This window comes from Parendozoicomonas callyspongiae, from assembly GCF_023502345.1.
Lineage (GTDB): Bacteria > Pseudomonadota > Gammaproteobacteria > Pseudomonadales > Endozoicomonadaceae > Sansalvadorimonas > Sansalvadorimonas callyspongiae.
The window spans coordinates 60,519-75,279 of the sequence record NZ_JAMFLX010000016.1; the positions used below are offsets into that span (position 1 = coordinate 60,519).

A 14,761-nucleotide genomic window follows, 5' to 3' on the forward strand; every position below is an offset into this window, starting at 1 on the left:
TATCTCAGAATTCTTATGCTCCAACGCACACCTCTTCAAATCCAGAAAGCCGTCATTTATTCACTGCTTGTTCGGGAAATGAAAACCCGCTTCGGCTCGTACAGAATGGGCTATGCCTGGGCTTTATTGGAACCATTGTTCCAGATAATGGTTTTTATGGCAATGTATTCATTTAGAGACAGAGCCACCGTAGGAGGTCTGGTTCTGCCAGTTTTTCTTGCCACCGGCATTGCTCCGTTTCTCTACTTCAAAAAAGTTGTTACCCAGTCACTGGGCGCTGTAGCTGCCAACAGAAACCTGTTTATCTATCGTCAGGTTCGGGTGTTTGACCCGTTTTTGGTTCGGTTTCTTCTGGAGATGATGGTTAACTTTGTTGTTCTGCTGGTGTTTATCGTGGGAGCTTGGCATATAGGCTACGAAGTGAAGGTTGTGAATTCTCTGGCATTTCTAAATGCCTATATTTTACTCAGCCTGTTTTCGTTTGGTCTGAGCCTGATATTTGGCGTGGTGAATACCCTATACCCGGAAGTTGGCAAGTTTATCCCTGTTATCCTGCGACCATTGATGTTTATTTCGGGCACCTTTTTCTCCATTAATGATATGCCCCGGGGCATTCAGGATATTTTGGCCTGGAACCCACTGATCCATGCCTTTGAGCTGATGCGCTCTGCTTTTGCCGATGGCTATAACACCTCCCTCGTCAGTTTTGAATACCTTGGCATGTGCACAATGGTTGCCTTGTTTGTCGGCATGCTGATGTTTCGTGCCAACTGGAGAAGAATGTTAGCAGTATGATCTCCCTGCAAAATGTGACCAAATACTTTCCTACCAAGCATGGGCCGCACTATGTTTTGCAGGATGTAACGCTGGACTTGCCTATGGATAAGAATATTGGTGTATTCGGCGTAAACGGCAGTGGCAAATCAACACTGATGAATCTGCTGGCTGGTGTTGATCAACCTAATAAAGGCAAGATTACGGTAAAAGGTAATGTCTCCTGGCCTTTGGGGCTGTCCGGTTACCAGGGCAGCATGAGTGGCCGGGAGAATGCCGAGTTTATCTGCCGCATCTACGGAAAAAGCAAAAGACAGATCAGGGACAAAGTTGAGTTTGTTAAAGAGTTCTCGGAGCTTGGTAAATTCTTTGAGATGCCACTGAAATCCTATTCTTCCGGTATGCGCTCCAAGTTCTCTTTTGCCATCAGTATGGCGTTTGATTTTGACTACTACCTGATTGATGAGCTTACTGCCGTAGGCGATAAGCGCTTTAAAGATAAGTGCAACAAGATATTTGATGAGAAAAAGGGCAAAGCCAATTTTCTCTTTGTTTCCCACAATATGAATGAGCTGAAAAGGCAGTGCGATGTTGGGCTATTTATACGTGATGGCGGCATTCATATTTACGACAGTGTTGATGAAGCTATTTCAGCTTATAACGCCGCCTGACGATGTGCCCAGGCTGCTCAACTTCCTTCCTTTCAGATTAAGATAACGATTATTACCTCTCCTTGCTTATGGAAAATGTACCCGTTTCGCCAACACCCACTATGACAAGTAGCCGGACAAGTAGCCGGGCTCTATCCCAAATACTGAAAAAAATCCGACTAAACAGCTGGATCAAGATCGCCCAGAAATACCTGCTGGAGAAAGAAGCCGGACGTTGGTTTACCGCTATTGTGGTTCTGCCCCTGCTGCTTGCCACTTTCTATCTTGGGCCCATCGCTTCCGACAGGTATGTGTCCAATGCCACCTTTATGATTGAAAGAAGTGATGGTGCATCTTCTGTTGTTGATGGCCTTAACCTGTTTGGTATGACGCCCCAGTCTGGCAATGACCAGAAAATCCTTGAGAATTTTATCAAATCACCGGATATGCTCTCCTTTCTTGATCAAGAGATGCAACTGAGAAAGCATTATGTGGACAGGGGCGACTGGTTCTCCAGCCTCTCGGCCGGTGCCAGTTATGACCAGTTTCTGCAGTACTACCAGGAGCATATCAATATTCGCCTGAATGACAGCAATGGCTTGCTGGAACTGGAAGTGCAGGGCTTTACCCCGGAATTTGCCCAGCAGCTGACTCTGTTGATTCTTCAGCGCAGCGAAGCTTTTGTAAACGAAATCAGCCACAATATGGCGACAGAGCAGCAGGCTTTTGTCCAGAAAGAGGTGGGTCTGAATGAAGACAAGTTGCGTGATGCCACTTCCCGCGTGATCCGGTTTCAGAACAAGTACGGTATTCTCAGTGCTTCCGAGGAAGGAGCAGCCTTAACTGGTGTTCTGAATGAACTGCAGGCTGAGCTGGTGCGGAACCGAACGGAACTGCAGACATTGTCATCCTATCTGAATGGCAGCTCCTCCCAGATTGTGACTCTGAAGCAGCGTATCCGCGCGCTGGAGAAACAGCTTTCGGTAGAAAAGAAACGCCTGACTGATGATGGCCGTACCAGTTTGAATGATCTGGCTGCCCGCCAGCAGGAATTGCAGCTGGAACTGGACCTGGCTACCAAGGCTTATTCCTCAGCATTGATTGCCCTGGAAACTACCCGCACCGAAGCGAGCCGTAAACTCAAGCAGTTGGTAGTGATCAGCAGCCCTTATATTGCGGAAGAGGCCAAATACCCCAAGGTTTTTTACAACCTGGTTAATCTGCTCCTGATTTTGTTAATGGTGTTTGGCCTGGCCCGCATGGGGTATGCCACGGTCAAAGAGCACCGGGATTAAACCGTACACCAGCCAAAAGCATTCCTTGTTATTTATCATGGAAATGCCCACTGCATTTTCATTTTTTTGGGTGGGCATTTCCCGCTCATGGCTGTTTGGTGTTGGAAAGCCAGCACCAGCCACAAACATCAAAGAAATTATTCCATCATGCATTCATTTACTTTTACCAGGAAATGTGGCGTTGCCGCATACCTGTTTGCAACAGTTCTGTCTGCCAGCGCAGCGCAGCCCCAGTCCCTGCAGCTGAGCGAAGCGGTCAACCCGGCACTGGCACAAATTACCACATCCGAAACAACAGCCGGCCCGGAATTGGTTGTACAGGCCGATACCGCCAAAGTTTTTGGTCAGAACCTGTTTGATGGTGGTTTCCGCCAGGTTGCCTTCAAAGGCTTTAACCAGAATTACCGCATAGCCATAGGCGACAAGATTACCCTGCAAATGTGGGGTGCTTATGAGGTAACCGCAGAATTAACCGTAGATGCCCAGGGCAATATCTTTATCCCACAGGTGGGGCCGGTAACACTCCAGGGCGTAGCCAATAAAGACCTGAATCGGGTTGTGGCCGAGAAGGTGAGCAGTGTGTACCAGAGTAACGTAAATCTCTATGCCAGCCTGAATGCCACCCAGCCGGTGAAACTGTTTGTGACCGGGTTTGTTGCCCGCCCCGGCCTGTATGGTGGTTTTGCTTCAGATTCCGCCCTTGCCTTTCTGGCCAATGCTGGCGGTATCCGCGCGGAATCTGGCAGTTACCTGAATGTTGAACTGAAACGCAATGGCCAGACTCGTGCGATATTTAATCTTTACGATTTCCTGCTGCGGGGAGAGATTGAACAGGTTCAGCTGCAGGATGGCGACACTCTGGTTGTCGGCTCACGCCAGTCCACAGCCGGATTTGATGGTTTGGTGGAAAACCCTGTGCAGATTGAATTTGCTGATGGCCAGATACCCCTGAAGCAGGCGCTGAATATTGTAGGCCTGTTGCCGGAAGCCACCCATGTGCGCATAACCCGCAACCAGACCAGCAAACGCAATGTTGAGTATCTGCCACTGACAAATATTGACGACGTTGTGCTGGCAAGCGGTGATGAAATCACTGTGGTTTCTGACAAAATGCCCGGCACCATCAGTGTTGCGGTGGAAGGTGAGCATAATGGCCAGGCCATTTATGTACTCCCCTATGGCAGCACCATTGAAACTCTGGAACAAAAACTCAAGCTAAACAGCCGTTCCAATTACCAGGCATTGCAGTTGTTTAGAAAAGAAGTAGCTGAGCGCCAGAAAGAGGTGCTGGAAGTCACCCTTCAGCAGCTGGAACAGGTGACCCTTTCTGCCCGCAGTTCAACCGATGGTGAAGCCAAGCTGCGCAAGGCTGATGCCGATTCCATCCTGAAATTTATTGACCGTGCCCGTAAACTGAAACCCCGTGGCCAGGTACTGCTGGGGCAGAGCGAACAGAAAAATGATGTATTGCTAAAAGACGGCGACCGACTGGTAATACCCGGTGAAACCGTACTGGTACAGGTACATGGTGAAGTGATGTTCCCCAATGCCATGGTATACCGTAAAGATGCCCGACTGCTTGACTATATCGAAAGTGCCGGTGGCTTTAACCAGAAGGCCGATCAGTCCCGCCTGCTGGTGATGCATCAGGATGGCACTATTACCCGTATTGAAAAGAAAGATGGCTGGTTCTCTGGTGGATATGCCAAGGCCGGAATTCAGCCGGGTGATGAAATCATGGTAATGCCTCAGGTTGATATCAAGAGCTTCCAGTATACGCGGGATGTGATTGATACGATTTATAAGGTGGCGTTGAGTACGGCGGTTGTGGCTGGGCTTTAATCTTTTTGCAGGTCAAAGTGCCACAATTTTGTTTTAGAGACTTCTAAATTTTTCTATTAAAATAATTTTTGATAACTAGCAATGAATAAAAAAATACGCAAATTGGTAAATAATCCTAATCGCTTCTTTTTTGATTATTTTGCAAAAAGATTAGGGAATGATACAAAAAGTAAAAAAATAGAAACTGTTCCAGGAAGGGCTAAGAGTAATTACATTTTGCCTGCATCTTTTCAAATAGACAAAAAAATCCATCCATTGATCCAGGTTGCAAAAACGTTTGAATTGAAAACTGGGGCATGTTCAGGACATCCTGATCAGTCTCTATTGGTGAGTTCTTTACAACATCTGATAGTGCTTCAATATGTATGCTGGCTTGCACATGGTTTTGGATGTGAAGTAAGGCTATACACTTTAGGTGGGGCAGTAGACATAAGTATTAAAGGAAGTGATCTATTAAATATAAATAAAATTGAAGGGGTATTTTCAGAATTCTATAAAAAGTCAGACTATGTTGTCGAAATAGTCGGCGAATTTGAAAATAACTTTGCTGCTCATTTGTTTATCTATGATGAGCAAGATGAATTGTTTATAGTTAGATCAAATAAAGCATATGTAAAAAAATGCCTTAAGAATAAATTTGCCAACATTTATCCTGATGTAATTAATAATTTTGGTGGATATGAATTTGGCACGCCCTGGCCGGTTGATATTATTTACACTTGGGTTAACAAAGATGATGAAGGATGGGTTGAAAAGTGGAATTCAAATTTTCCAGAAAAACCTTTTGATCCTGATAGGTTTTCTTCAAAAGATGAATTGAAGTATTCATTGCGGGCTTTGTGTAAATTTCTCCCATGGTTTCACAATGTATATATTGTTTCAAACTGTGATAGACCAACATGGCTTAAAGACCACCCTGGAGTAAAGTGGGTTAACCATGAAGAGATTTTTCCATCAAGTGATATGCTGCCGACTTTTAACTCTCATGCCATTGAAGCATGCTTGCATCGGATAGATGGCTTGAACGAACGGTTTATATATTTCAATGATGATATGTTTGTTAATAGACCATGCTACTATCATGATTTTTATGATGAGATGGGAAGGACAATATGCCATTTTGAACCCTATGGTATGATTATTGATGGCAATCATTTTGATCAGGAAAAAGATTATCTATCACCATCAATTAATTCGCAAAATATTATAAAGGCGCACTGCCCTGAATATTTGGCAACAAAACTGCATAAGCACTCTCCTTATGCTCTGAGGAAGAGTGTTGTAAATGAAATTGAGAACTTATGCCCTGATGAGTTCCAGGCTACTCGTTCAGCCAGGCTAAGAACACCCAATGATCTAAATATAACTTCGTTTTTGTATCATCATTATGCCATTGCAAAAGGTAAGGCGGTTGCAGGAGATTTTCCTTACCTGATAGTCAGGCCAAAAAATTTTGAACAAATTAAGGGTAAAAAGGTTAGAAAATACCAGTATATCTGTTTTAATGATGGCGATGGCAGTGCTACAGATAAAGACTATACGAAAAATTATTATGAGGTTGTTAATAAGTTATATACAAATAAGGGGGATTTTGAAATTGAGCATAAATCCTGGAGCTCAGTGCAAATTTCAAAAACCATAATGGCTTATGTCAAAAGAGAACATCGTATACCACTGATTAGAAAAAAAATTGGCGATGCCAAGGTTTCTCTTGATGACGGTAGCTGGGGGCTGTGGGGGAATGCGAAGAAATCTTGGTTAACTTTTGATATGGATGCTGATTATCATATGGTTATTCAGGATGATTCTGTTGTATGTGATAATTTTTATGTACGACTGGCAGAAGTTTTTTCTCGTCAACCATTCAAATCTGTCACCTCTTTATTTTATCGGTATAAAAGCAGAAAGACACATTTTGAACTTAACGAAGCAGCGCGTTCAAACCGTGTAAACAAAGGTTTTTATTTTCCTAGACTACAATGGGCTACAGGGGTTGTTGTACCAAAAGAGCTTGTAGCTAATATGGTTAGGTTTGCTGATAAATTACCAGAAAAAAAATTCAAAAATATAGATGACCTTAGATTTTCGAAGTTTTTCACTGAGTGTGAAAAAATTGAGGTGTATTATCCATTACCATCACTTGTAGATCAGTCTATTGATTGTGGTTCAACGATCGGGAATGGCGATAACATTGGAAGGCAGGCAACTTGGTTTATTGATAAAGTTGGCAATGATTTAACAGATGTGTAAGCCGTAAATCTATCTCTGTAATCTAGCATTTGTATGAATATAAACCTATGTGAGTTGAATCTACTGTTACGTATTTTCATGAGTAATTGTGAATCCAAAATTTGGACTGTTTATGGATGGTAAAGGAGTAAAACTTTCGGTTATTATTCCCTTTAAAGAAAGGGGTAATAGTTCTATTGAACGGCTGTATTGGGCTGTTAATTGTTTTTTTGATTTCTCAAAGATAGAAATCATTATTTTCGATGTTGGTGCTAATTCGATTGGGTATCAGTTGAATTTTGGTTTTCGAAGAAGTATCAAATACTACCATCATCCTGTCGATGGTACGTTCTCTCCAGGATTAATCAGAAATTTTGCTGCTAAAAAAGCTACTGGAGATTTTTTGTTTTTTTTTGATGCTGATTTGGTCGCCTTACCTGGTTTTATCAAAATGGTTAAAGCTCGTGCATTAGAGCTTAAGTTTATTGGAGAAACAGCTTTTGATATGTTTCCATGTCTGTATCTTTCCAAAAAGGCAACAAGAGCAGCATATCAACATGGTTTTGCAACTCAAAACGATTATTTGCGATCTTTTCTACAAGGCGATCTGGCAACCATAGAAGGAATATCAGTATCTGGCAGCTGCCTGCTGGTGAATAGAACTTGGTTTAATCTCATTGGTGGTTTCTGTGAAGAATATATTGGGCATGGATGCGAAGATTTTGATCTTATTCATCGGTTAAGTGCTTACTACCAGATAACTCAGTTGCCTGAAGATTACATTGAAAATATTAAAACTCCTTTCCCAGCTGAGTACCAAGGTTTCAGGAAGTATTTTTGTTACTACTCGCTCCCTCATCTATTTGAAGGGGATTTTCTTCTACATCAGTGGCATCATCGCCCTCTTTCAAAAACATACCATAAACGATATTCTATAAATGCCAAGATTTTAGCTGATAGAATGTCTTCTCCTCTTCCCGATATTACTATTCCAGGCACAGGGCAGGTGTCAAAAGCGTTTTCTCTCAAGGGTGAGATTACAGATTATAATGACTGGCTAATGAGGTTGTTACAAAAGCACAGCCTGAGTCGTAATGATTGCATTGGCCTGTTTGAATACAAGGGTGGAACCTCCCCTAATCAGAGAAGTATATTTAGAAAAGCCAGAAAACTGTTGATTAATCCAAAAGGATTTTTCAAGGATATCAAATTTTTTAAATCAAGAGTTCAATAATCTTTAGATGGATATAAGAAAAGCTGTTTTCCCCGTAGCAGGCATGGGAACCCGTTTCCTCCCCGCAACCAAAGCAACTCCCAAAGAGATGCTTCCCGTAGTTGATAAACCCCTGATTCAATACGCTGTAGAAGAAGCCATTGAAGTCGGTATAAAAGATCTTATCTTTGTCACCTCTTATACCAAAGTTCCGGTTATTAACCACTTTGATAAAAACTTTGAGCTGGAATATCGGCTGCAAGAGGCTGGTAAAAAAGAGCTGTTGGATATTGTCAAAAATATTCTTCCTGAAGGCGTGAACTGTTTTTATGTTCGCCAGCCAGAAGCCCTGGGCCTTGGCCATGCCGTTCTCTGTGCAAAAGATATTGTTGGCAATGAACCTTTTACGGTTTTGCTGGCAGACGATATGATTTACTGCGAAAAAACTCCCTGCCTCAATACCATGGTGGATATTGCCACAGAGAACCAAAGCTCTGTTGTTGCCGTTGAGCAGGTGCCTATGGAACGGGTCAGCAGTTATGGAGTTATTGACCCGGTCAAAATTTCTGACCGCTTTTACAGGCTCCAGGGGGTTGTTGAAAAGCCTCCTGTCGAGAAGGCTCCATCCAATCTTTCTATTGTTGGCCGTTATGTTCTTCAGCCCAGGATTTTTGAATTGCTGGAAACCACACCCCGTGGAGCCGGTGGAGAAATTCAGCTGACGGATGCTATTGCTGCATTGCTGCAGGAACAAGCCGTTCATGCCTATGAGTTCGATGGTATCCGTTACGACTGTGGCAGCAAAATGGGGCATATGAAAGCCAATGTGGAATATGCCCTGCGTCATCCGGAATTAAATGGTCAGTTCCGGGAATATCTGAAGCAGTTGTCTTTTTAGAACGATGGATTTTTACGAAGGAGCCGCCGTGTCATTGTAACCACACGGCTTCCTTCAGTTTTAACAATGAACAAGCTATTGAACCCGGAAGATGCTCTGCAGATTCTTCGTTTTCAGTTTAACAAAATCACATTACTTGATGTTGAGCTGTTTCTTGAGGTTTATCACTCCGAAGGTATCTGTTTTACTGAGCTTTGTAACCGTCTTCGTTTGCGTAGATGTGTTACCAGTGAGCAACTCTCATCTTCATTGAATAAACTGCTGGGAAATAGTCATGCCGCTAACTGGCTGAGATTTTCCCTGATCAAACGAAAAAGTTACTGCCAAAAGACCTATATGCTGTCTGAGCAAGGAAAAGATTGGATAAAAATATTGAGCAAGCCTTGTGTTGTTAGAAAGTATGAAAGTACCAGTTCACAGCGAATACGGTGATAATGGTAGTTATCAACCCGCCAAAGGTAATCCAGTACTGGCGGTGCATAGAACCCATTTCCGTTCGAATATCTGCCATTTCTGTGCGTACATCGGCGAAACCCTTTACCATTTCGGTTTTTAGTTCGTAATAACGCTCATCGCTTTTCTGCTCCAGATGACGGCATTCATCCATCATTTGCTTCTGATGCTGGAGTAAAGCCTCCTGCATGATCAGAACATCCCTTTTGGTTGCTATATGGTCAGGGTCAAGCGCAGAGCTGACCCGGGCCGCGAGTTCTTCTTTTATACCAATTCGTTTCAGGTCGGCAAACAGCGTTTCTGACATTTCTTACTCCTGTGCAGCAGGATCACAATAGCACACCCATAACAGCCTGCTTATGTTCTATACATCATCTAGTGGTATCTCTTCAGCACCAGAACTTTCCACTCTATTGGGGGGGGATGTTCACCGGCTTTCCTGGTTCAGGAAAAAATCACTCCAGCAGGGCACTGTTATTGGCTGGGGCATGAAAGAGAATACTCGCAAGGTCCGCGAACTGGCCTGTAATGCCGGATTGCCATTTTGGCATCTGGAAGATGGTTTTATCAGTTATCTAGGACATCCCTCTCTTGGTGACCGTCGCTTCTCTCTGATCGTTGATAAAGCCGGCATCTACTACGATGGCACCCGTCCATCAGATCTGGAAAACCTGCTTAATAACAAATTATGGCTGAACTGGGATTTGCTCCAGCGCTCCCGTAACCTGCTGGATACTATCTGCAGACACCAGATCAGCAAGTACAACCATGAACCTGTCGGCAGCTATAAATTACCCGTATCTGATAAGCCAAGGGTGCTGGTTGTTGACCAGACTTTTGGTGACTGCTCTATCCAGTACGGCATGGCCAATGAAAGCAGTTTCCAGGCAATGCTGGATGCGGCTTTAACAGAAAATCCTGATGCTGAAGTCTGGGTCAAGGTTCACCCTGATGTGGTTCTGGGAAAGAAGAAAGGGTATCTGGGGAATAACCTGCCGAACGACAATCCTCGTATTCATGTGCTGGCAGACAAGGTAAATGCCCAGTCTCTGTTTCCCTGGTTCAGCAAGGTTTACGTGGTCACCTCCCAGCTTGGTTTCGAGGCACTCTGGCACCGTAAGGATGTGGTTTGCTTTGGTCTGCCGTTTTACAGTGGTTGGGGCCTGACTGATGACCGCGTTCCATGCCCTCGCAGAAAACAGAAGCATACTATAGAGAGCCTGTTTGCTGCGGCCTGCCTGCACTATACCCGCTATATTCATCCAGAAACCGGGCAGCGCTGTGAACTGGAAGGTGTGCTGGATCTGATTGTTTTGCAGCGTCGCTACCAGCAGCCTCAGGTGAATACCCTTTATGCCATTGGCTTCAGCCTTTGGAAGCGGGCATTTGTCAGCCGCTTTGCACAGGGGCTTGGCAGGGATATTCAGTTTGTAAGCAGCAAACGAGCTTTGCGAAAGCGCATTCAGCCGGGGGATGGTGTTCTGGTCTGGGGGATGAAGGGTTTTAATGCCCGTAGTCTGGTGTCGAGTAATGGGCTGTCTGAGAGTGAATCAAACAAGCTGACGGTCTGGCGAATGGAAGATGGTTTTATCCGTTCATGCGGTCTTGGGGCAGAGTTGCGCAGGCCCGGTTCTCTGGTGATTGACCAGCAGGGTATTTATTACGATGCCACCCGGCCCAGCGTCTTGGAGCAGGCGCTGAATACTCTTCAGCTGTCAGATCAAGAGAAAGAGCGTGGTCAGAAGTTGCAATCTTTGCTGCTTTCCCGGCGGATCAGTAAATATAATCTCGCCGGACAGCCACAGGATGTCTTTGCGGGGGCAAAGCCTAACCAGCGTAAAGTGTTGATTACCGGGCAGGTGGACAGTGATGCCTCTCTGAAATACGGCAGCCCGGAAACTTTCAGCAATATTGATCTGCTTAAAAAAGTATCCTCTTACCTTAAAGGGCAGAATGTTTATATCGTCTATAAACCCCACCCTGATGTTGTACAGGCCGGGCGGGCTGGCCATATTGCTGAAAGTGAAGCTCTGCAGTTTGTTAACAGGGTTGTGACTGGTGTTGATATTTTCGATTGCCTCGAGCAGTGCGATGAACTCCATGTGATGAGTTCCCAGGCCGGGTTTGAGGCACTTCTACAAAACAAAGCCGTGCACTGTTGGGGTATGCCGTTTTATGCGGGTTGGGGTTTGACCACAGACCATCTCTCCTGTGAAAGGCGAACTGCCTGCCGAACTCTGGAAGAACTTGTTTATATCGCTCTGTGCCATTATCCACGATATATCAACTGGAACACTTGCCGGTTTACCTCGCCGGAAAACCAGATATTGCAACTCAGCCGTGAGCGGCAGGAAAAACAAGCAGCCAGGAAGGCTGGTAAAGAGGACAGCCCGTTTACCAAATGGCTGTCCCGCAAAAAACGCAAAGCGACCTTTTTAATGGAAGCCCTCGCTCAATAATTGATAAATAAAACGTCTAGGAAGACTGGTGTGAAGCAAGTTGTCTCAACCGATCTGCTGTTTCTGCAGGGGCCTCTTGGGCCTTTCTTTCGGGAACTGGCCGGATATTTAAGCCAGCAAGGGTTCTGTACTCACCGAATCAACTTTAACGCCGGAGATCGGTTTTACAGTGGTGCTGATATTGTCCATGACTATGCCGGTACACCGGAAGGCTGGTCTCAGTATCTTAAACAATATATTCAGCGACATGATATCCGTGCCATTTTTCTGATGGGTGATTGTCGTCTCTATCATCGAATGGCAAAGCAGGTTTGTGAGTCGCTGGACGTACGGGTTCTGGTGTTTGAAGAAGGTTATCTGCGCCCTGATACCATCACTCTGGAAGAGGGCGGCGTCAATGCCTTGACCGGGCTGGATCTCTCTCTTGAGCATTTAAAGAATATTCTGCCCCACAAGTGTCAGTCACCGGTTTCTGTTGGCCCAACCATGCGGTCTCGCACTGTTTATGCATCGGCCTATTATTGGGCCGCGCTGCTGGGGGAACGTGATTTTCCCGGTTACCAGCATCACCGGGCATTTCATCCTGTGGTAGAAGGGGCTAAGTGGATTAAAGGCTCACTGCGTAAGAACAGAACCCGTTTTCGGGATAGTGTGCTGGAACGTGAGCTGCAAACAGAACTGAGTGGACGCTTCTATATGGTTGCATTGCAGGTTCATGATGACAGCCAGATGCGCTATCACTCGGATTATGACTCCGTTGAGGCGTTTATTACCGAAACCGTGCACTCCTTTGCCCGCCATGCCCCCAAAGATACTGTGCTGGTACTGAAGCATCATCCTATGGACAGGGGCTACACCCATTACGGTCTGCATATCAAGGCACTGGAACTTGAGCTGAATCTTGCCGGGCGCCTGGTCTACTGCCATGATCTGCGGCTTCCAGGTGTCTATAACCATTGCCGGGGCGTGGTGACGGTCAACAGTACAGTTGGGCCATCTGCCTTGCTGCACCATATTCCCGTGAAAGTGATGGGCAAGGCCATGTATGACCTGCCGGGCCTGACATCCCAGTGCAGCCTCGATAATTTCTGGAGCCAGCCTGAGCCAGTTGATTCTATGCTCTTCCGGCAGCTGCAAACGTATCTTTTTGATCAGACACAGATTAATGGCAGCTTTTTCAGCCACTATGACCTGACCTGTTGCAACGTTTTGGCCTTCTGCCAGCAGCGCTGGCCGGAGATATTTGCGTTACCGGCACAGGTTGAAACAATTGCTCCTGTAGCCGCAATGGAAACAGCCGCAGCTGCCTGATTCATGTCACCTTCTAACCTGACGATAATTATCCTAAGAAGTTGTTTAATGGATTGTCGCCAGGGAGAAGGTGATGAAAAAACTGACAGGATTTGTTTTTGCCCTTTCAATAGCTTTTATGTCCTTGACCGGGCAGGCCATGGAGTTAAGTGACCTGAAACCGGATGGAATAACGGTCACTCACGGCAAATATATTCCCAGCAAGGCAGATATCAGTACTACGCGGTTGAGCTTGCGCTGGAACTGGAATCGTAACCTCCTTGAAAGCAGCAGCTGGAAACTGGGCGGCTATTTTGATCTGGGCTACAGCCGCTGGCGCAGTCATCTTTCCGAGAAAGACCAGCCCAGCCCCAATGGAGCCGATAAAGCCTGGGCCGCCAGCTTTACTCCGGTCTTTCGTCTGGAGCCCGAATCTTCTGCCATGCTGGTGCCTTTTCTGGATGTTGGTGTGGGTGTCAGTTATCAGTCTGAAAAAGATCTGGAAAAGAAACTGAAGTCTCCTATTAACATGGGTGGTCATACACAGTTTGAAATCCGGACTGTCGTTGGTGCCAGGTTTGGCGATCAGAAACAGTTTGAATTCTCCTATGGTTGGTTTCATTACTCCAATGCCAATATTCACTCCCAGAATGAAGGACTGGATTTCCAGCTGCTAAGTTTTGGTTGGAACTGGTAATCTTTTTTCCTGATCATTTTCCTGTGTGGATGTACTGAGAGCCTGATGGTGTGACTGTCAGGCTCTTTTTTTATCTTTTGCCAATTCATAATTCCCGTGATCTTAAAATCTGCTGTTAAAGGTGGGCGCTGGCCTGTTCCTGTAAAAAAGAAATTCCCTCGTCTGGTCAGGGGAGCTGTTGGAAGTTGTCCCGGTTTGGGTCCTGCTATGGCTGAATATCAGTTCTGGCAATGGAAACTGAGTAGAAAAGAAACAATTTCAGCGGCTCTGGTTTTGCAGGCTTTGGAAGACTCTTTAACGTGCCATATTTCCCCGCAAGATCTGCAAATGCGGCTGGCGGCTGTCCAATTCGGTGATGATGACAGGGTGGAATATGACCTTCGTGATCAGTTTATCTGCTCCGGTAATATGAGTGACAAACTAAGCCCAATCAGTGAAAGCCGGTTGAACAGGGAGATTGATGAGCTGTTTGCCTGTGAAATGGACTGGCGGAAAACTCAAAGCTACCAGAATCTGCAGAAACGTCTGCAGGATTCAGGTGCTTTCCGGCATAACAATGTTTCTATCGCCGAGCCCGCTCATATTGATCAGTATTTTGAACGTTATGTGCGCCTGACCGACAGCATAGAACGGCATGGCTATCAGTCTCGCCGTGATTTGCGTACACAACACAGAAAGAGTGTCAGCCGCCGGTGGAGGCTTGAGCAGGGGGAAGAAGAGGTTGGTGTTGCGATTGGCCCCAGAGGAGAAATCTGGCGTTACCGGGGGGGGTATCACCGTACTGCCATTGCCAGAAACCTTGGCCTTGCATCCATGCCGGTGATGATCAAGCTGGTTCATGAAGAGTGTCTTCGGTCTTGTTTGGCTGGCAACCTTGAAATGGGTATTGAAGACGCTTGTTCCTTGCTTGCGAGTAGAGTGGAAGCAGATTGATAAGTTTCTCTTTTTCTGATGATGGTAT

General features: G+C 45.5%; 13 protein-coding genes. 12 read left to right on the forward strand and 1 reads right to left on the reverse strand.

Annotation, left to right across the window (positions count from 1 at the left end; genetic code table 11):
• Window positions 1-15: 15 nt before the first annotated feature.
• The 8 genes from M3P05_RS12600 (at window position 16) to M3P05_RS12635 (ending at window position 9,333) form a co-directional block, all read left to right on the forward strand.
• Window positions 16-795: an ABC transporter permease gene (locus M3P05_RS12600; RefSeq protein ID WP_249700050.1), complete on the forward strand. Its 780-nt coding sequence runs from the start codon at window positions 16-18 to the stop codon at window positions 793-795.
• Window positions 792-1,445 carry an ABC transporter ATP-binding protein gene (locus M3P05_RS12605; protein WP_249700051.1) on the forward strand — a complete coding sequence of 218 codons (654 nt, stop codon included), beginning with the start codon at window positions 792-794 and terminating at the stop codon, window positions 1,443-1,445. The genes M3P05_RS12600 and M3P05_RS12605 overlap by 4 nt, the downstream gene beginning before the upstream one ends.
• 101 nt (window positions 1,446-1,546) lie before the next feature.
• Window positions 1,547-2,719: a hypothetical protein gene (locus M3P05_RS12610; protein WP_249700052.1), complete on the forward strand. Its 1,173-nt coding sequence runs from the start codon at window positions 1,547-1,549 to the stop codon at window positions 2,717-2,719.
• A gap of 147 nt (window positions 2,720-2,866) precedes the next feature.
• Window positions 2,867-4,561 (forward strand): polysaccharide biosynthesis/export family protein, encoded by a 1,695-nt coding sequence (locus tag M3P05_RS12615; RefSeq protein WP_249700053.1) that lies wholly within the window; start codon window positions 2,867-2,869, stop codon window positions 4,559-4,561.
• Between the two features lie 81 nt (window positions 4,562-4,642).
• Window positions 4,643-6,811: a stealth conserved region 3 domain-containing protein gene (locus M3P05_RS12620; protein ID WP_249700054.1), complete on the forward strand. Its 2,169-nt coding sequence runs from the start codon at window positions 4,643-4,645 to the stop codon at window positions 6,809-6,811.
• Window positions 6,812-6,899: 88 nt separating this feature from the next.
• On the forward strand, window positions 6,900-8,024 hold the full coding sequence (locus tag M3P05_RS12625; protein ID WP_249700055.1) for a glycosyltransferase: 1,125 nt from the start codon (window positions 6,900-6,902) through the stop codon (window positions 8,022-8,024).
• Window positions 8,025-8,031: 7 nt separating this feature from the next.
• Window positions 8,032-8,901 (forward strand): UTP--glucose-1-phosphate uridylyltransferase GalU, encoded by an 870-nt coding sequence (gene galU / locus M3P05_RS12630; RefSeq protein ID WP_249700056.1) that lies wholly within the window; start codon window positions 8,032-8,034, stop codon window positions 8,899-8,901.
• A gap of 66 nt (window positions 8,902-8,967) precedes the next feature.
• Window positions 8,968-9,333: a hypothetical protein gene (locus M3P05_RS12635; protein WP_249700057.1), complete on the forward strand. Its 366-nt coding sequence runs from the start codon at window positions 8,968-8,970 to the stop codon at window positions 9,331-9,333.
• Here M3P05_RS12635 and M3P05_RS12640 read toward each other — a convergent pair.
• The gene (locus M3P05_RS12640; RefSeq protein ID WP_249700058.1) at window positions 9,293-9,661 is read right to left on the reverse strand and encodes a hypothetical protein; all 369 of its coding nucleotides are present in this window, start codon (window positions 9,659-9,661) and stop codon (window positions 9,293-9,295) included. The genes M3P05_RS12635 and M3P05_RS12640 overlap by 41 nt on opposite strands.
• A 52-nt stretch (window positions 9,662-9,713) precedes the next feature.
• Here M3P05_RS12640 and M3P05_RS12645 point away from each other — a divergent pair, with 52 nt between their 5' ends.
• From M3P05_RS12645 to M3P05_RS12660, 4 genes are all read left to right on the forward strand, one after another.
• On the forward strand, window positions 9,714-11,813 hold the full coding sequence (locus M3P05_RS12645) for a capsular polysaccharide biosynthesis protein (RefSeq protein ID WP_249700060.1): 2,100 nt from the start codon (window positions 9,714-9,716) through the stop codon (window positions 11,811-11,813).
• Window positions 11,814-11,843: 30 nt separating this feature from the next.
• Window positions 11,844-13,124 (forward strand): capsule biosynthesis protein, encoded by a 1,281-nt coding sequence (locus M3P05_RS12650; RefSeq protein ID WP_249700061.1) that lies wholly within the window; start codon window positions 11,844-11,846, stop codon window positions 13,122-13,124.
• A 73-nt stretch (window positions 13,125-13,197) separates the two neighbouring features.
• Window positions 13,198-13,800, forward strand: coding sequence for an acyloxyacyl hydrolase (locus tag M3P05_RS12655; protein ID WP_249700062.1), 603 nt, complete (start codon window positions 13,198-13,200; stop codon window positions 13,798-13,800).
• A gap of 96 nt (window positions 13,801-13,896) precedes the next feature.
• Window positions 13,897-14,733, forward strand: a complete 837-nt coding sequence (locus M3P05_RS12660; protein WP_249700063.1) for a hypothetical protein — start codon at window positions 13,897-13,899, stop codon at window positions 14,731-14,733.
• The last annotated feature ends 28 nt before the right edge of the window (window positions 14,734-14,761 follow it).

Coding starts and splice junctions, on each gene's coding strand:
- M3P05_RS12615 (WP_249700053.1), top strand. CDS start 2,867: ATGCATTCATTTACTTTTACCAGGAAATGTGGCGTTGCCGCATACCTG.
- M3P05_RS12600 (WP_249700050.1), top strand. CDS start 16: ATGCTCCAACGCACACCTCTTCAAATCCAGAAAGCCGTCATTTATTCA.
- M3P05_RS12655 (WP_249700062.1), top strand. CDS start 13,198: ATGAAAAAACTGACAGGATTTGTTTTTGCCCTTTCAATAGCTTTTATG.
- M3P05_RS12620 (WP_249700054.1), top strand. CDS start 4,643: ATGAATAAAAAAATACGCAAATTGGTAAATAATCCTAATCGCTTCTTT.
- galU (WP_249700056.1), top strand. CDS start 8,032: ATGGATATAAGAAAAGCTGTTTTCCCCGTAGCAGGCATGGGAACCCGT.
- M3P05_RS12605 (WP_249700051.1), top strand. CDS start 792: ATGATCTCCCTGCAAAATGTGACCAAATACTTTCCTACCAAGCATGGG.
- M3P05_RS12645 (WP_249700060.1), top strand. CDS start 9,714: ATGTTCTATACATCATCTAGTGGTATCTCTTCAGCACCAGAACTTTCC.
- M3P05_RS12610 (WP_249700052.1), top strand. CDS start 1,547: ATGACAAGTAGCCGGACAAGTAGCCGGGCTCTATCCCAAATACTGAAA.
- M3P05_RS12640 (WP_249700058.1), bottom strand. CDS start 9,661: ATGTCAGAAACGCTGTTTGCCGACCTGAAACGAATTGGTATAAAAGAA.
- M3P05_RS12635 (WP_249700057.1), top strand. CDS start 8,968: ATGAACAAGCTATTGAACCCGGAAGATGCTCTGCAGATTCTTCGTTTT.